This is a genomic window from Arthrobacter sp. FW306-04-A (assembly GCF_044358315.1).
Taxonomy (GTDB): Bacteria; Actinomycetota; Actinomycetes; order Actinomycetales; family Micrococcaceae; genus Arthrobacter.
Genome location: NZ_CP084559.1, coordinates 1,282,680 through 1,298,710 on the forward strand (window position 1 = coordinate 1,282,680; position 16,031 = coordinate 1,298,710).

Annotated in this window: 15 protein-coding genes; 1 reads left to right on the forward strand and 14 read right to left on the reverse strand. The window is 64.1% G+C overall.

Features of this window, described 5'->3' with window-relative positions:
* Positions 1-4 precede the first annotated feature (4 nt).
* The 4 genes from LFT43_RS05870 to LFT43_RS05885 form a co-directional block, all read right to left on the reverse strand.
* Positions 5-1,513 (reverse strand): OmpL47-type beta-barrel domain-containing protein, encoded by a 1,509-nt coding sequence (locus LFT43_RS05870; RefSeq protein WP_395801591.1) that lies wholly within the window; start codon positions 1,511-1,513, stop codon positions 5-7.
* On the reverse strand, positions 1,510-2,019 hold the full coding sequence (locus LFT43_RS05875) for a hypothetical protein (RefSeq protein WP_395801592.1): 510 nt from the start codon (positions 2,017-2,019) through the stop codon (positions 1,510-1,512). The genes LFT43_RS05870 and LFT43_RS05875 overlap by 4 nt, the downstream gene beginning before the upstream one ends.
* Before the next feature lies 1 nt (position 2,020).
* A complete protein-coding gene (locus tag LFT43_RS05880; protein WP_395801593.1) occupies positions 2,021-3,157 on the reverse strand; it encodes a hypothetical protein in 1,137 nt (378 codons plus the stop codon).
* An 85-nt stretch (positions 3,158-3,242) separates the two neighbouring features.
* Positions 3,243-3,695, reverse strand: a complete 453-nt coding sequence (locus tag LFT43_RS05885) for a hypothetical protein (protein WP_395801594.1) — start codon at positions 3,693-3,695, stop codon at positions 3,243-3,245.
* Positions 3,696-4,129: 434 nt separating this feature from the next.
* Here LFT43_RS05885 and LFT43_RS05890 point away from each other — a divergent pair, with 434 nt between their 5' ends.
* A complete protein-coding gene (locus LFT43_RS05890) occupies positions 4,130-4,687 on the forward strand; it encodes a hypothetical protein (RefSeq protein WP_395801595.1) in 558 nt (185 codons plus the stop codon).
* A gap of 71 nt (positions 4,688-4,758) precedes the next feature.
* Here LFT43_RS05890 and LFT43_RS05895 read toward each other — a convergent pair whose 3' ends face one another.
* The 10 genes from LFT43_RS05895 to LFT43_RS05940 form a co-directional block, all read right to left on the reverse strand.
* Complete coding sequence (locus LFT43_RS05895; RefSeq protein WP_395801596.1) at positions 4,759-4,983, reverse strand: hypothetical protein; 225 nt, start codon at positions 4,981-4,983, stop codon at positions 4,759-4,761.
* 69 nt (positions 4,984-5,052) lie between these two features.
* Positions 5,053-5,757: a deoxyribose-phosphate aldolase gene (gene deoC / locus LFT43_RS05900; protein WP_395801597.1), complete on the reverse strand. Its 705-nt coding sequence runs from the start codon at positions 5,755-5,757 to the stop codon at positions 5,053-5,055.
* Positions 5,758-5,890: 133 nt separating this feature from the next.
* Complete coding sequence (locus LFT43_RS05905) at positions 5,891-6,793, reverse strand: FAD-dependent oxidoreductase (protein WP_395801598.1); 903 nt, start codon at positions 6,791-6,793, stop codon at positions 5,891-5,893.
* A 163-nt stretch (positions 6,794-6,956) separates the two neighbouring features.
* A complete protein-coding gene (locus LFT43_RS05910) occupies positions 6,957-8,303 on the reverse strand; it encodes a patatin-like phospholipase family protein (protein ID WP_395802934.1) in 1,347 nt (448 codons plus the stop codon).
* On the reverse strand, positions 8,303-8,761 hold the full coding sequence (locus tag LFT43_RS05915; RefSeq protein WP_395801599.1) for a hypothetical protein: 459 nt from the start codon (positions 8,759-8,761) through the stop codon (positions 8,303-8,305). Before LFT43_RS05915 ends, LFT43_RS05910 begins: the two co-directional genes overlap by 1 nt.
* A 7-nt stretch (positions 8,762-8,768) precedes the next feature.
* A complete protein-coding gene (locus tag LFT43_RS05920; RefSeq protein WP_395801600.1) occupies positions 8,769-9,251 on the reverse strand; it encodes a hypothetical protein in 483 nt (160 codons plus the stop codon).
* Complete coding sequence (locus LFT43_RS05925; protein ID WP_395801601.1) at positions 9,248-10,222, reverse strand: acetoacetate decarboxylase family protein; 975 nt, start codon at positions 10,220-10,222, stop codon at positions 9,248-9,250. The genes LFT43_RS05920 and LFT43_RS05925 overlap by 4 nt, the downstream gene beginning before the upstream one ends.
* A complete protein-coding gene (locus LFT43_RS05930; RefSeq protein WP_395801602.1) occupies positions 10,219-11,256 on the reverse strand; it encodes an alpha/beta hydrolase in 1,038 nt (345 codons plus the stop codon). The genes LFT43_RS05925 and LFT43_RS05930 overlap by 4 nt, the downstream gene beginning before the upstream one ends.
* The gene (locus tag LFT43_RS05935) at positions 11,253-13,271 is read right to left on the reverse strand and encodes a hypothetical protein (protein WP_395801603.1); all 2,019 of its coding nucleotides are present in this window, start codon (positions 13,269-13,271) and stop codon (positions 11,253-11,255) included. Before LFT43_RS05935 ends, LFT43_RS05930 begins: the two co-directional genes overlap by 4 nt.
* Positions 13,268-15,976, reverse strand: a complete 2,709-nt coding sequence (locus tag LFT43_RS05940; protein ID WP_395801604.1) for a GMC oxidoreductase — start codon at positions 15,974-15,976, stop codon at positions 13,268-13,270. Before LFT43_RS05940 ends, LFT43_RS05935 begins: the two co-directional genes overlap by 4 nt.
* Positions 15,977-16,031 lie beyond the last annotated feature (55 nt).

Here is a 16,031-nt window from a genome sequence, read left to right on the forward strand (position 1 = left end):
GTGCCTAGAAACTCGAGGCAGTGCCGGAAGTGATGGTGCCGATCGGGTTGCCTTCTTTGTCCTCAGCGCCCGTTGCCGGGGTGTAAAGCGGAGTGGTCGGCGAGACGCCAGTTCCTGTGGTGCCACCTGAGCCGCTGGAGGTGAAGGTGATAACCAGTGTCCCGGAGGACTGGGTCCAGGTCATGGTTGCCGAGAAGGTCCGGGCCGAGGTGCCCGTGTTGTAGGCGCCACCAAGAGACACGCTGCCAAATGATGGCGCCGAGCAGGTGGAGCTGACGAACGTCAGCGCGTTCGCTGTGCTGATGCTAGCGGTGCCGGTGGCGGTCTGGGAGGCGGACGTGGAGTCCCAGCCGCTGCACAGGGTGTGCGCGTTCATGTCCGTCGAATAGACGATGGTGAGCGTGTCCCCGCTGTTTGCCTTTCCCACGTTGCCGTTCCCGCTGCCGTTGGCCATGGTGACGGATGAAACGATGGGCGCCACAGTGTCTTTGAACGAGGTGGTGGTGGCCGTCGCGCTCGTGTTGTCGGCCGCGGTCTTGGCGACTGCACTGTACGAAATGGTTCCGTCATTGAGTGCAGTGAGGTTCAGTCCAGAGATATTCCAAGCCCCGGATGTTCCGTCGGCTGTGACGGGCTGGGGGGTGACCGTGTGTACCTGCCCTGCGTCCGTGACGGTGAGGGTTACTGAGGCGCCAGGCTCGGCCGTGCCCGTGACTGGGACATTGCCCTTGTTGGCGATGTTCACGTACGCCGGTGCGGAAATCGTGGGGACAGCGATCTTGACCGTTTGAGTCTGGGAATTACTGGAGTTCCCTGCGACGTCCGTGGCGAAGTAGGACACGGTGTGGTTGCCGTTGCCGCTGACATTCACAGCGGCTGTGGCCGCGTTGACGGTCACCGTGCTGCCGCCGTCGACGGTGTACTTGATGGACGCGACGCCCGAGCCGGTGTCCGTCGCGCCGAGATTCACAGTAACTGGGCTGGTGTTGTTCCAGCCCGCTCCGTTTGGCGTGGGGGAAATCGAGGTGACGCTGATGGTGGGGGGAGTCGTATCAATGGCTACGACTGCGCTCCGTGCACTTTCCGCGCCGGTCCACAACTGGATGACGGGCGTGACCGTGTAGTACCACGTTCCGTCGGGCACGCTTTGCTCGATGCAGCTGAGCCCGGACACCGTACCCGCGCAGCCGCCTCCCGCGGCGACCTTGGTTCCACCGGTGGGCGACGAGTAGCGGGCAATCGTGTAGCCCGCCACGTTGTGTCCACCCGGCGTGGTGACGGTCGTCCAGCTGATCGTGACATTGGTGCCGCTCGATGACCCTGTGGGCGTGCTTCCCTGCGGGATGGTGTCGGCTTTCGCCGCTGCAAAATTGCTGCTGCTCAGCGATTGCCAGAAGGCGTTGGCTGCCGGACCACCCCAGGAAATGAAGAGCACCGCAAGGAGCGCCCCCATCACTCGACGCAAGAGCGCCTGCTTGTGTCCGCGGCCTGCAGGGTGCTGGGGCTTGCTCATTTGCGGACCGCCATCGTGACTGGAAGGTGGAATACGGCGCCTTGGCAACTGGATTGTGAAGCCGTCGACATCGACGCGGCTCCGCTTAGGGTGATCAGGACCGAGGAATTCGCCGGTATGGATACCGTTGGCGTCAAAGGACTGGCCGGGGCGTTGAACGTCACGCCTGTGGTGGTGCACAGCGGGTGCGAGGAATCCGCCGTCGTGGCCCCGTTGGAAGCGAAGCTGTACAGCTGCACTGCGAAGGAATTTGGATTGCTTGCCCGTACGATCACCTCGGCGGTACCTCCCGGGACCAGGGTGGTTGCAGGAGTGTCTCCGGCGACAAAGGCGTCCACGGTCACAGTCTGCATGTCGCCGGTGGCAGCAGAGCCGCTGCCGATGCCGATGGTGGACCAGTAGGCGTAGGCCGTACCGACACCCAGGACCAGGCTCAGCAGGGCGGCCGTCACGGCTGTCTTCGCTGCGAGCAGGGGGCCCGCTTTCATCCAGCTGTTCGCTTTCATGTCAGTTTCCCTGTCCTGATCCTGAGTACGTTACCTGGAGGGTTGCGCCTTTGCAGCCATCCTGGTTGGTGTGGGCGTCGATCATTCCTATCCTCGGCCAGCTGGAGGAGGCTATACCGAGGCCGGAGAGTGAGCTATTCCCAGATGGAACGGTGAACGGGTACGGGCCGCTGTACTGCGTTACGGTGTAGTCGGCCGTCCCGCAGGGCAGGCTCCGGCTGATCGCGTCCGCCGTCCGCGTCACGCCCGCAATGGAGACCGAGATGTTGGTCAGTGACAGCGGCTTGGTGCCGGGGTTGGAAATCTGCAAGTTCAAGGGAAGGGACGTGCCCGGTGCCAGAAAGCCGGACAGGTTTCCGGACAGCGTGAACTGTCTCAGGCTCGAGTCCAGCACCAGCTGGGCGCTGGCGTAGGCGTACTGGGTCTTGCCCGCGGCGTCCTGCCCGGAACCGACCAGATACAGGGTGTAGGTTCCGGCCGTGGCGCTGGCTGCGGTGGTGATCTGCAACGTTGAGGATCCCCCGGTCACGGGGTTGGGCGAAAATGTCGAGACGGACCCGGACGGGAGGCCTCCCAGGACGCTCAGCGTGACCGGGCCCGGAAAGCTGGTCCGGGTGAGCGAAATGCTGTAGGCGGCCGTAGCACCGGGTGCGATCGTGACCGAGGCTGGCGTTGCGCTCAGCGAGAAGGATCCGGAAATCTGGTAATTCACCGTCAGGCCCGCGGTCACGCTGCCGTTGATTTTCCCGCTGGTCCCCGTGACCGTGAGGGTGTAGCTCCCCGCCGGGGTGGAGCTGGTGGTTGAGACGCTGATGGCGGACGTGGAGGTGCCGCCCGAAGCCAGGGTCACCGACGGTGGGGAGAAAACGGCCGATGATCCGCCGGGCAGCCCACTGACGCTGAGTCCGACGGCGCCAGTGAAACCGCCGGTGGAGGTCACCGAGAGGATATAGTCTGCGGTCTTTCCCTGCTGGACGGATTGGCTGGCGGGGGAGATCTGCAGGGTGATCCCGGGCTTGCTTGGTTGAGCTGCTGCGAACAGAGCGCTTGCCGGTATCAGCATCGCCAGCAGCCCGACCAGCAGTACCCTGACGGCAGTGCGGACGGACGGGCGGACGGGCCTGGGTTGATCCTGCACTTTTCCCCTTTTCCGGTGCGTTATGAACGGTGGCGAACCAGGGGGCCAGGTGTCGACGCCGGCCCCCCGGCCCGATGGCAGTTGCTTAGCTGGCGAGGGTTAGCGTTATGACTGCGCCCTTGCATGCGTTCTGGTCCACTCCTGGTTGGTCCAAGAAGGTCAGGGTCCCTGTACCGATTGAAACGTTTGTTGCACTAGCAGCCAGAGTTGTGCTCGAGCTCGGCAGTGAGGCAGTAAACCAAGCCGACTGGCATCCGGTCTTGTTGGTCGTGACTGCGACGGGCTGGAGGTTGACGACGGTGCTGCTAGTGGTGTTGTTGGTGGCCCAGTAGTTGATCGTCTCGAAGGCACCCGGGGTCAGGCCGTCCGCAAAAGTCGCGGACAGCGTAACCGTGCCGTTGCCACTTGAGTTGGTGGCCGTCCCTGAACCGCTACCTGTGGTGGACCAGTAGGCGAAGGCTGCTCCGCCGCTTGCCGCTACGAGGGCAATTGATGCTGCAACCGCGTAGACTTTTCCTTTTTTGCTCAATTTACGCATGAGTGAGACTCCTTTTGAATTGGTATTCCCCAGAACAGGCGACAGCGGGCAAGGAATTCGAAATTATCAATCCTTGCTTCGACTGCCCATTCAATCGATGACCAAATGCTGGCATGGCCCTGTTTAACTAACAACGAGTGGTACTACTTGTCTTTGTTTGACCAAACCGAGTGGCATTACCTGTTTTTTTAGGACGCCGGGCATGGGCGACCATGCGGAGCAGTAAACTTGAGGCGTCAAAGCAGGTCTTATTCAAAAACTAAAAGCCTGTGTTGCCGCGAGTGACGACGCGAAAATGGGGAGGTCGCGTCGCGGTTGGGTCCACGCAGCTGGGGGCAGCGGCCTGTTTCGCCGTGGTGCCGGCCTCGGCGCCGTCCGGGGCGGTTGTGTCACGCGATTTTGCAGAAATCACTACCCCTCAAAGAGGTTTCGCAATGAAAACGCCCATCCAACGAGTCCTCATGCTGTTCGCAGCTATCTTGCTCATGTTCGGAACGGGACTGTCGGCCGCCCAAGCCGCCAGCCCTCACTTCAAACATGGTGGCTCGCCTGTCTGTACAGTGACGACGAGCGGTTCATCGGCTTCCACTACCTGTACCGCGGTGATCGCGGGACTCGGAAATCAGGACCTTCTCGCCACAGTGACCGTCAACGGCTTCGCCGTTTACCAATGCCAGAACCAAGGCGGGAACGTCGCTCCGGGACAAAACAAGGTCCTCGTGGGTCCAGCCACCCAGCCGACCTTCATTGACAGCTCGGCGATCAAGAACGGGAACTTGACCTTGGTCACTGACCCGGCTGTGCTTTCTGCCCCGAGCCAGGTGACCGCATCCCAAGCCGGTTGCCCGAACAACAACTGGACAGGCATCAACCCCGTGTTGACCGTGACGTCGATCTCCCTCGTGATCGAACAGCCTCCAGGAACGGTTATCTTCAGCTGCTCGGCATCCAGCCAGAAGGGACTGACCGGTTCGGTGGCTCTGAGCTGCTGAACTTTGGGCCGGGAAACCGGCTTAACGAGGAAGGCCCGGGCGAATGCCCGGGCCTTCCTCGTAGTCAGTGCTTAGCTTTCGCCGGCCGAGTTGGAGCGGCCGAGGATGGTCTGCGGGATCCAGAAGGCGAGGCCAAACAGGCCGAGGCAGATGGCCATCGGCCACGGGTTGCTAAGCGTCAGGAAAGACAGCGAATACATCGCGCCGAGGAACAGGACCATCATGACCGCGAAGATCAAAATGCTCTGGCCCAGGTTGTTCTCTTTTTCGATGGGCTTGCTGGCGTTCTGGGACATGCTTTCCTCCTCGGCCCCTGGGGGCTCAAAAACTTTGGCGGCTGCGGGGCTATTCAGTACTGGGTAAATTCAGTACGCGGATGAACCTTGTTCACCTTTGACGATGGCAATCCCGGAGCTCGCACCGATACGTGTTGCACCAGCAGCAATCATAGCCTGTGCATCAGCCAGGGAACGCACTCCGCCGGAGGCCTTGACGCCGAGGTCCGGGCCCACTGTCTTGCGCATGAGCGAAACGTCCTCGGCCGTGGCGCCGCCACCGTTGAAGCCGGTTGATGTCTTGACGAAGTCCGCCCCGGCCTCCACTGAAGCCTCGCAAGCGAGGACCTTCTGCTCGTCATTCAGCAACGCGGTCTCGATGATGACCTTCAGGATGGCCCCGCCCGCGTGGACCGCCTCCGCCACCGCTGTGATGTCATCCACCAATGCGCCCTTGTCCCCGGCCCGGGCTGCGGCGATGTTGATCACCATGTCGATTTCATCCGCACCGTCCAGCACGGCACCACGGGCTTCAAAAGCCTTGACGTCGCTGGGAGTAGCACCCAGCGGGAAGCCAACCACCGAGCAGGTGAGCACGCCGGAACCCTTGAGTGCCTTCGTGACGGTCTTGACCCAAATCGGATTCACGCACACCGATTTGAACTTGTACTCGGCTGCCTCCGCGCAGACCTGGCGCACCTCGGCCTCGCTGGCCTCCGGCTTGAGAAGAGTGTGGTCGATGTATGAAGCGATGCTTGCACTATTGTCCAGTGCGGTAGAGGCTTCGTTGCTCATGGAGGTCCTTCCGTGGCGGGCCCGGTGGCTTCGTGCCGCAAGGTTCGCGGCTCGTCAAATGACCATCTTGCCACACTGCCCGACCGCCGTGGAGGCTGCCCCGAAACGGGGGAATACCAAGTGCCGGGCCGTCTCAGGCAGCGGCGACGGCGGTCCGCCCGGCCCTCGGAGCGCGGAACCTGGCGTCTTCTTCAAGCCGGGCGGCGCAATGGGCCGCTGCCGCATCGGAAGACAAGACGAGCCCCAAGCGCATGCCGTCCCAGGAGGCGGCGTCGCCGATCGCCCAGATGCCCGGCACGGAGGTCGTGAAGTCGCGCTCAACCCGGATGCCGCCGTCGGGAGCTGTTTGCAGACCGGCACTTTCGGCGAGTTCGTTGCGGGGGAGCCGTTCCTCGGCGAGCACCACAAGATCGCCGTTCATGCTGCTTCCGTCTTCGAAGACGATCCCGGTGGCCGGGAACACCGAACCGGCGACGGAAGGCATGACGGAAGCGGGGCGGAGGGTGGTGCGGACTGGCCGGACTCCGCGGGCCCGCAGCACAGCCTCGGCCTGGCCGGCCGCAGGACCAGTGCCCACCAGGATTCCCAGGGGGCGACGGCCCAGGGCCCGGGTAATGTCGTTGACCGCGGTGCCGATCTGCTCAGCGTCGTCGATGGTGGAGTAGTTCAAGCCGCGCGCAGCGCCCTGGACTGGCGGAAACATCGGCGCGGAGCCGGTGGCGACAACCAATTGGTCGTACGGGAACTCCATGCCCTCGGTGGTGGTCACTGTGCGTGCCTGGGCGTCAATGAAGCTCGCGGCCTGGCCGAAGCGAACGGAAACCTGGGGGAGCGCAGCTAGGTCCAGGAGCGCATCGGAACAATCGTCGCGGTTGCTCAGAACGGTGATGGTGCCGTGGAAGGCGGCTGTTCCCGGCTGTTCCCGGTTTTTGTAGGGTGCGCTGACCCCCGCCAGCCGACGAACGAGGGCCTGGGCTGCCGGCCCGGCTCCTGCAATGACGAGGTGGATGGAGTCTGCGGACGGGGTGGTGGACATGGTGGGTCCCTTCGCTGGATTGACCTGTTGGTACGTGCCTGTGTCCAGCGTAGGCGTTGGGTTTTTCGGTGGTGTTTCCCGGTTGTTGCCATTTCGCAGGCGCCTGTTCCCTGATGGTTACCCACCGGTAATGAGCTGGGTCACACGTGGACATTGCGCGACGTCAGTACCGCCGCAGGAGCTCCCGGAGTCCGTTGGACACAAAGGCTCCGGCCGCCCCGGCGCGCTCGAGGAAGCCGTGGGCGCCCACAGGTTCGACGGAGCCGAGCAGCCCCGCGGCGTCGCCTAGGCTCATGCGGACTTCGGTATCGAGCCGCCCCTCCACCACCAACCGGGCTCGGCGGGAATCGGACCACGCGTCGGGTCCGGGGTCATCGTGGAAGGTGCGGGTCACCGACACGTCCCGCCAGCCGCCGTCGAGCTTCACGCGCGCCTGGTAACTGACGGTTTCCCCTTGGGTTTCAACGCGCCCATCCGCGAGGAACGCCCTGGCTCCGAACGGCCGGTGGTCAAGGAAGCCGGACACCTGAGGCGCGGCTCCGGCGTCGGCGGATGGCAGCACCACGGTGGCGGAAAAAGTCAGTGGTTCGCCGGCTGCTTCACCGCGGAGGGTGTCGTTGAAACGGACGCCGGCAGGAGGCTCGGTCATGGCCGTGCACGAGGAATCCTTGGCCAAGCCGTCGCTGGTCATCGAGTCCAGGTACTTCCGTGCGTCCCTGTAGCCCATGCCGATCAAGGTGTCTGCGTTGATCCTGTCCAGATAGAACTCAGGATCGAGGGGGAGAGGATGTTCCGGGCGCACCACATGGAGCACAAACTCGCGTCCTATGGCCTTGGCTGCCTCGAAATCCGCAAGGAGTGCGCCCATGGCACTCATTTCGATCATATGGACGTACTGCTCCAGCGGGCCGTCGCCCCAATAGGGGGAATTCCCGATGCACCAGATGAGCCAGATTTCGTCCGCACCCCGCCTCAGCGCTTCCTCGACGTTGGCATCCCGAACCCAGACGGCGTCGGTCCAGATATTGCCGTCCCTGCGCAGAGGTGTGAGGAAGATCGGCAGTGACATCCCCGCGGCCATGAGCTCGGGATCGATCTCCGTCGCGTCGATCGGGTGGCAGCGTTTTTCGACGAACTCCACCACATTGAAGGAGCCTCCGACGGCGCCCGGTTCCGCCGCGCGGCGACGGATCTCCGCGGCGTCGATCCCCAACGCCGGGAACACTTTGTTGAGGAGACCGTCGGCATCGCCAACAGCGGGCAAGGCCCACGGTCCCTTCAGGTAGTCGCCCAGGGGGAGGGCCGAGCCGAAATCCTTGACGTTGACGCCGGACCAGTTGCTGCACATGTCCTCCGGGGACACCCCGGAGAGCATCATCCCGGCCGTCAGGATCCCGCCGGACGTTCCGTCCACATGATCGAAGGCCAGACCTTCCTCCGCGAGCGCGCGCACCACTCCGGCCTGCCAGGCCACACGCATGCCACCGCCGGCCAGCACCAGGGAGCGCATCACGTACCGACCCTCCCTGCGGCTGTGAGGCCGCGCCAATAAACGAAGCAGAGCACCGCCGTCGCAAGGTCGAAGAAGGCAACCGTCAGCGCCAGTGGCGCGAAGACGCCGTTCAGCACTCCGATCCCGACGGCGGCAAACGCGCCTGCTTTTTGCACTCCGGACCAGAGGACTACTTCATGCGAAGCTACGGTGTTGAGCAGGGTGTGCAGGAGCAGTCCGCCGACCACCACCATGAACATCCCCACGGTGCCGAAGAGCTGGTGCGCCTCGGGCGTTGGCTCTACCCCTATCAGCCGGAGAATGGCCCCGCCGAACGGAATCTGCGCCGCCCCTGAAAAGACGGTGATGATGGCGATGGCGGCCAGGACGGCGCGCAGCGGATCGGCGGCGGCCCAATTCAGGACACCCGGAGCGTGTTCCCTGTGCGGACGTGGGTGCGGGTTTGCTGTGCTCATGGGAATCTCACGAGTAGCTTGCCAGGAGCCTGCCACGGTCCACGAGCAACCAGACCATGGACAGCCAGGTCAGGGTGGAGACGTAGAAGCGGATGTCGTTCAGGAACATCCAGCGCAGCAGCAATTGACGGAGTTCTGCGTCGTCCTTGAAATCGCCGCCGCGGATCCTGATGTTGATGGGGATGATGATTCCTTGGCCAACTAACGTCAGCGCGATGATGCCCAGCAGGCAGATGACGGCGGGGACGACCCGGATGCTGCCCCATTCCGTCCACACCAGGATGGCGCCGGAGACAAACATGATCGGCACCACTACCGTGAAGAATTTAGTGGCCGCGCGGGTGGGGATGCCGAAGTGCATGTCCACGTTGTCGCGTTCCAGTGACCGCCAGGTGGGGTAGAGGAACCATTTGAGGACCCACATGGTGCCCACGTACATGGTTGATCCGAAGAGGAAGTACAAGGCGTTCAGGAGGAGGAGCCAGTTCATGATGACTGTCCTTGGGCAGGCTGGGAATCGGCGACGCGGGAGCGGTCCGGAGGTGCCAGCCACTCCTGGCTCTGGCCAAGGCCCACCACGCTGTCCATCATGTCTCCGCCGCGGAGGACTGCCGCTTCCGCTTCCGTCGTGGCCGTGAGGAACCACGCTTCATAGTGGTCGTCCAACACTCCATGCGCTTCGGGAAGCCACGCGGTGAACAAGGGCTTGTTTCCCACCTGCAGGGTCTTGAGGGGTGCGACGCCGGGAGCCTCACCCAGGACGAGGCGCGCCTTGGCCTGCCGGCCGAAAGCGACATTCGCGGTGGCCTCGAAATATATGTCCGATTTCCAGAGCATTCCACGGAAGGCGCAGTAGTTGGAGGCGGCCAGCCTCACCGGGAGCCCGATGGGAGCGGGCTGTTCGATTTCGATGTAGCAGCCCAGCATTCCGTCCTGGTCGTACTGGGCCGAGACCGTGGTGTCCGTGACCACGAAGTCGAGGTTGGCTTGGTGCTTGGGCATGCCCCAGATTCCTTTGCCGCCCTTGACTGAGATTTCGGTGCTGACGGGAAGGTCCACCACGAACTGGCCCAGCTTGAACGTCTTCTGGAAGATCAGCGGCAGGATCGGCGGGACGGGCCGGCTGCCGTGGGTGATGGCGATGGCCAGGGAATATTCGATGTATTTGCCGATGTCCGTCGACTTGTAGTTGACCACCGTGACCACCAGCAGGCCTTTGCCGCCCAGGCTGAATGGCCGCATTTCCTTGCCTGGGAGCAGTGCAGCGGCAGCGCGCTTGTTGATGGGGAAGGCCGCCATGAGCACAGGGGAGTCGTCCGAATTGACTGGCATGACGTACTGGATCCCGTCCACCTTGGCGTACTGGCCGGTGAGTTCGGTTTGGCGGCGGGGGACCGGGGAGGGGAGGAGCCTCTGAAGGGATCTGTGCAGCGCTGCATGCAGTTGGGCGAAGTTATTCATGAGTTCAGCTCCTGGACGATGATCGGGAAGGTATCCCGCCACGCCCGGGCGCCGAAGAAGACGTCCAGATGGCCGTAGCCGGGAATGAGGTGCAGCGAATCCTTGCCGGGCCTGTGGGCTTGGAAGAACTCGAAGGTGCGCTCCTGGCTTTCCGGCAGGAAGCAGAGGTTGTCCTTGCCCGCCATGAAGACGAACCGCGCGTCGGTTTGCGGCGCCTGGGCCACGAAGTTCTCCGGGAGTTCGAGGTGGTTGCCGGCCGCCACCATGTGTCCGGCCTTGATGCTGCGGCCCATTTCCTCGAAGAAACTCACGGGGACCTCGGCAAACTCGCCCTTGAGCCATTCGTGGGTGGCGTCGTCTAGGTTTTCATGGGACCACAGGGCCGGCCTGCCGCTTCCGTAGGTGAAGCTGACCATCTTGCAGACCGTGTTGTTGCATTCGTGGTGGCCGGCTTTGACCAGGAAGCGGATGAGGCGGGTGAAATAGCCCTCGGACTTGTAGGCCCACGACGGCGACAAATAGGGAGTGAACAGCTTCACGACGGGCGTCAGGTAGTCGATCTTGAGCCGCGAAAACGCGGGAACCACCGGATGCAGGGACACCGCGTTGGAGATGATGGTGTCCACTTGCGGCAGCAGCCCCGCCGCGGCAGACATAGCGAACGAGGTGGAGCCCTGGCAATGGATCAAGGCCTTGAGGGTCTGTGCGCCGGTGGCCCGGAGTACGTGCTCGACGGCGGCAGGATGGTCGTAGACCGCGGCGTCACCTAGCGTCCACGAAAGAGGGTCGAGGTCGATCGAGGCGCGCCAGTTGAGCATCCAGACGTCCCAACCGTCTTCCAGCAGCACATCGACCACGGTTGTGGGGACCGGTGGCCGGAAGAGTTCTGCGCGTACTCCGGATCCATGGACCAGCAACACGGGCCCCTTGCCAGGGTTGACCGGAGAACTGACGTGCACAAGGCTGAGCGGCGTGTCGTCGCGTGCCCGGAAGGGGATGACCTCGGTGCGGTGCTCGGCCCGGGTGACAGTCATGGTGAAATTCCTTCCCGGGATATGGGGATGGGCGTTTCAAGCAGCCGGACTGCCGGGAGCCCGGCGGCCGTGCCACCCTTGGCCGGCACTGGACGGACGCCGTCGGGCGTGGTTTCCAGTGCCCAATCGCGGCAGATTGCATCGATGGCCAGCGGGTAGACCGTGAGCGCGCCGTCGGGGGCCAAATGGACGCGCAGGAAACCCTTGTGGTCCTCCACCGACTGGCCGGACATCATCCAGGACGCCACCTCACCGCCGCGGGTACCCAGGATGAAGAGGGCAAAGGCCTCACTGCCGAGGACCCAGCCGCTCACGAAGGTGACCGCGAGGGCGAAAAGGGCGCCCAGGAATTGAGGCCAGCCGGGAGGCCAGTGCAGGACTGCGACAACCACCAGGCCCACTCCCATGGCCGCGAGTTGGTACAGCACTCCGCGCAGGAACGTGACAAGACCTTTGCGGTCCCGGATCACCGATGAAGTGCCGAACAATTTCCAGAGCAATGCCAGCGCGCCGAGCAGCACAAGCGGTCCCAACACGCCGAAAATCAACGGCCGGGCGAGGCCCGCCCCTTCAAGGGAACCCAGGGTGTCCATGAGCGACTGGCCGCGGAAGCTGCTGAAGACAGTCCATCCCGCCAGGAAGAAGAGCACGTGGATCAGTCCCAGAAGCGGTCCGAAGCCTGGATTCCGGGCAGGAAGCCAAAACGGTGAGAACGGGTTGGCGAGCCGGCGCCCCATTTTCCGGCCGTCGTCACAGCTGGGGTAGCTGACGGGCGTCCGGCCGAACCGGCGGCCGGCTGAACCCAAGTCCGGCGTCGGGAGCGACGCCGAAACGTTCGGCGATGTGATGGGCGTTGGCAGGATGACTTCCTCGGGAAGTTCCGAGGTGTCAGCGAGGTAGGCCCCGCCGAGCCCGCACGTGACGAGTTGCGTCCTTGACCCCTCCGGGACTGCACCGCTTCCATCGCCGGGCACGTCTTGCTCGAAGCGTGAGTAATGGTGCAGGTCCCCGCTGAGCCAGAGGCGGACAGAGGCGCCGGTGTTCTCGAAGCGGGCCGTGGTCGGGTTGAAGCGGCGGCGCAAGTAGTCCTGCTCGAAGAAGTTGACTTGGCGGAACGCGCTCGCCGACGGGGAATCGGAATAGACCCAGTACGGCGAAGCCAGGCACAAGATAATGGCATCGCCCGGCTGCAGTTGCGTGGTGACGTTCTTGTAGAAGTAATCCAGTTGGGGCTCATCGATGTACTGGCCAAGTTGGCTGTCCAAGCCCAGTACCCACCAGCCCGGGCTGCCGGGGCCACCGGTGAGCCGCACGCCGAAATAGCTGCGGCTCTGGACCGTACGCCAGGCTCCGATGCTGCGCTGCCTCGTGAACAGCCGGATGAAGGAAGTCAGTCCGTCGTACCAGTCATGGTTGCCGGGCAACGCCAGCATCAACGTGGCAGGCGGACAGGTACTGGGAGGCGGAGCGTCCGAGTCGCTGGGCGCGGGAGCGGGGAACGCCTTGCGGTAGGGTCCCACCATCTTGTCCTCGTAGCGTTCCGGTGAAGCCACCGGATAGACCTCGTCGCCGCCAAGAACCAGGACGTTGCCGCGCGGCAGCGTATGTCCGGCTACCTCAAGCCTGTCCTGGGCGAGGAGAAGAGCCACCGAATACGTCGCGTCAAAGCCGTCGCCCAGGTCGGCGGTGAAATCGAGCCACAATTCCTTGGCCTGCGTTCCGGCCACCTGTGCCAGCGCTTCGTCCCGGCTCAGTAGTTCGTCTGGTGCGGGCAGGCCTTTGTCCATGACGGCAGGTTGCGCTGCCTGGCCAGGCAGCGGGAGCCGATCAAGATAGAGCGGCTCACCCGGGAGTCCGGCTTCGAGCTCGCGTTTGTCGCCGAAATCGGCGAAGAGGGTTGCCGCCGCGACTTTGAGTCCGGTGCGGCCCAGGGCGATGGGCGAGAGCCAGCGGACAGCATCGCGGGGCGTGAACCCCAGCTCGGCGCTGTGTTGTGCGAGCTCCCAGTGCTTCATGATCGTTGCCGGAAGGGGTACGGAATCTTGGAGACAGTGCGCCCGTAGACCTGCCAGAGCTCGCCCAGGAACAATTTCCCGAACGCCGTGAGCCCAGCTGCCGGAGCCGGCCCAACAGCCCGGAAAGTGGTGAGCTGCCGTGCGAAGTCCAGCGGCCTGATGTGCAGTATCCCGGCGCCGACGACGGCGGGATCGTCGCCGTCGTCGTACTTCCTCGCCGCTGCGGCCGGTTCCGGCGGCGGGACATGTCCCCTGAGGATCGTGGCATACAGGATGGTGGTGTCGGGCCAGACGTCGAAGCCGGTCCCGTTGTGGATGAGCTTGTAACCGGTGAACGTCAGCGGGGTGCCCCCCGGATCGCGCAGCCAGAGCCGGTACAGCATGCGCCTGCTCGGTGCGCCGTCTGCAGACTTGTCCTCCACGAAGAGGTTGAACCAACCCTTCTCCACCGGCAATCGTCCACCAAACTGGTCCGCCAGCACATAACCTTCGGCCGCAGCCGGGTGGGCCGGATCTGCGACAAAGGCGTCGATGTCCTTCGCCGTGATGGTCAGTTCGAACATGATCCGCCGCCCCCGGTCGCGGCCCAGGTTGCGGCCCTTTTCGGGATCGGAGAGGCCAGGGCTGAACCAGCCGTGCATCTGCTCTGTGAAACTGACTGAGGTGAAACTGACTGAGGTGGCGGTACTTCCGGCGCCTGCTCCGTGTGGATCAAGCCCGCGAACCTGCTCAACCGGCCTGGACCCCGGTGCATAGGCAGGCTTTTCCTTGCGGCCCGAGATGCCTTTGGTGGCGTCGGGGGCAAGCGCTCGGGGTGCGGTTTCGGATTGGTCGACGACGGCGGCCCCGGCAACGGGCGGGCTCTGCACGGGCACTATGCCTCCGCGCTCCGCGGAAACTGCGGCTCCGGTGGCGGCCTCCCGGCTGTCCGCCTCAAGGATGTGCCGGCACGCCCGCTCCGCGAAGGCCGCAATAGTCAGGGAAGGATTCGCCCCCACCGGCCCGGGCATCGCAGCGCCGTCCACCACGTGTAGGCCGGGGTAGCCGAACACTTCGCCGTATTCATCGCACACGCCCTCGGCGGGATTCCTTCCGGAGGGGGAACCCCCGATCGGGTGCACTGTGATGACCCTTTTGGCCCACCACAGTGGATTGTCCACGAAGTTTCCATCCAGCTGCCCGGCTATGTCCTCCATCGTTTTCTGCACCCTGCTGAAGTAGCTGCTGGACGAGGACAGGGTCCAGTCGATGGCGAGCCTGCCGTCCTGCAGACTCATGACGCCGTCGGGGATGTCGCGCCCCATGCCCAGCAACGGAACCGAGCTGCTGGACAGGCGTCCGTCACCCAGCGCCGCGGCCAGGTCGGCGGAGATGTTGGAATGGTGGCCTTCAAACAGCCGGTCCTTGAGGATTTGGGCGGCCATCCTGGCGGTCCGGCGGGCCACTTGGCCGAGCTGGGCGGTTTCGATCAACCAGTTGATGAAGGCCGGATATCCGGCATCCTCCACGTAGTACCCGCGGCCGGAACCGCCGTCCACCGTATCCGGAATGCGGATGGCCGTGGTGATCACCGGGCCGCGGCTGCCCGAAAGTGTCCGGACCCCCGGTGTGCCGCCGTGACCGTTCGGTGGGCCGGCCTCCCCGGTTTTCGCATCCATGATGAGGGTCAGGAGGTCTCCGTTGCCGCTGAACCTCGTGCCGAGGGTTTCGCTGAGCCCCGGCAAGGAAGCCCGGTTGCGGAGGAGCAGGAAGTTGCTGCCAAAGGTGCCTGCCCCGAGGACCAGCCGACGGCAGCGGATGAACCGCTCGCGCAGCAGTGCGCCGGGTTCCTGGGGGTCATGGACAACGTAGCGGACTTCGTAGCCGCCGTGCCGAAGCCCCTTGCCGGGTAGTGGGCGGATACCGCGCACATCGTGGAAGGTGCGCAGATCTGCTCCCGCACGTTTCGCCGCCGATAGATAGTTGTGGTCCAGGGTGTTCTTGGCGCCGACGTTGCAGCCGATATCGCACTCGCCGCAGAGGAGGCACGTGGTCCTGACGGTGCCATCGCCATGGACGCTGCCATACGGAGCGGCAGGCAGCGGCTGGTTGCTGCGGGGTTCGGCGCCGGGACCGCTAGCAAACGTCACGGCGATGGGAGGCCGGGTGATGGCCAAACCCAAGGCCGCGGCGCTCGCCTCCATGGCGTTGGTCTTGGGGGTGTCCCGGTAGGGATAGGGGACCGGTTGGAGCATTTTTTCGGCGTCGCCATAGAACGGTTCCAGGTCCTCATAGCTGAACGGCCAGTTCTCATAGCCGCCGCCAGGCACCGGCGATTCCTTGACGAACCACTTGGGGTCCTTGCGCAGCAGGACGTTGGCGTAGATGAGGGAGCCACCACCCAATCCACTGGACACCAGGCCTTCCGTCCCGCGGAACGTCCAGGCGTCGAACAATCCGTAGAGGCCACGGTCCGGGTCCCAGAAATTGCGGCCCATTTCGGAGGGGGTGCGGGCGAAGCTCCCCGGCGGATAAGCCTTGCCGCGTTCCATGAGGACGACGGATTTGCCGCCCTCCGCCAGCCGCAGGGCAGCGACAGATCCGCCGAAACCGGAACCCACCACCACGGCGTCGACGGTCTCAATACCACTATCTCCGTGGCGCAGCGGATCAGGAGCAGGCTTGGAACCCGCATCCCCACTTTCCCTGGTCCCCAGACGAACCATGGCCGTTCCTCTCACAGGAGAGCTGACCTGGAGTCACCCGGACGTAGCCGGACGA

Bases quoted from the DNA above. Each gene is read 5' to 3' on its own strand.
- LFT43_RS05940 (WP_395801604.1), bottom strand. From the start codon at position 15,976: ATGGTTCGTCTGGGGACCAGGGAAAGTGGGGATGCGGGTTCCAAGCCT.
- LFT43_RS05875 (WP_395801592.1), bottom strand. From the start codon at position 2,019: ATGAAAGCGAACAGCTGGATGAAAGCGGGCCCCCTGCTCGCAGCGAAG.
- deoC (WP_395801597.1), bottom strand. From the start codon at position 5,757: ATGAGCAACGAAGCCTCTACCGCACTGGACAATAGTGCAAGCATCGCT.
- LFT43_RS05920 (WP_395801600.1), bottom strand. From the start codon at position 9,251: ATGAACTGGCTCCTCCTCCTGAACGCCTTGTACTTCCTCTTCGGATCA.
- LFT43_RS05930 (WP_395801602.1), bottom strand. From the start codon at position 11,256: ATGACTGTCACCCGGGCCGAGCACCGCACCGAGGTCATCCCCTTCCGG.
- LFT43_RS05915 (WP_395801599.1), bottom strand. From the start codon at position 8,761: ATGAGCACAGCAAACCCGCACCCACGTCCGCACAGGGAACACGCTCCG.
- LFT43_RS05890 (WP_395801595.1), top strand. From the start codon at position 4,130: ATGAAAACGCCCATCCAACGAGTCCTCATGCTGTTCGCAGCTATCTTG.
- LFT43_RS05895 (WP_395801596.1), bottom strand. From the start codon at position 4,983: ATGTCCCAGAACGCCAGCAAGCCCATCGAAAAAGAGAACAACCTGGGC.
- LFT43_RS05905 (WP_395801598.1), bottom strand. From the start codon at position 6,793: ATGTCCACCACCCCGTCCGCAGACTCCATCCACCTCGTCATTGCAGGA.
- LFT43_RS05935 (WP_395801603.1), bottom strand. From the start codon at position 13,271: ATGAAGCACTGGGAGCTCGCACAACACAGCGCCGAGCTGGGGTTCACG.
- LFT43_RS05885 (WP_395801594.1), bottom strand. From the start codon at position 3,695: ATGCGTAAATTGAGCAAAAAAGGAAAAGTCTACGCGGTTGCAGCATCA.
- LFT43_RS05870 (WP_395801591.1), bottom strand. From the start codon at position 1,513: ATGAGCAAGCCCCAGCACCCTGCAGGCCGCGGACACAAGCAGGCGCTC.
- LFT43_RS05910 (WP_395802934.1), bottom strand. From the start codon at position 8,303: ATGCGCTCCCTGGTGCTGGCCGGCGGTGGCATGCGTGTGGCCTGGCAG.
- LFT43_RS05925 (WP_395801601.1), bottom strand. From the start codon at position 10,222: ATGAATAACTTCGCCCAACTGCATGCAGCGCTGCACAGATCCCTTCAG.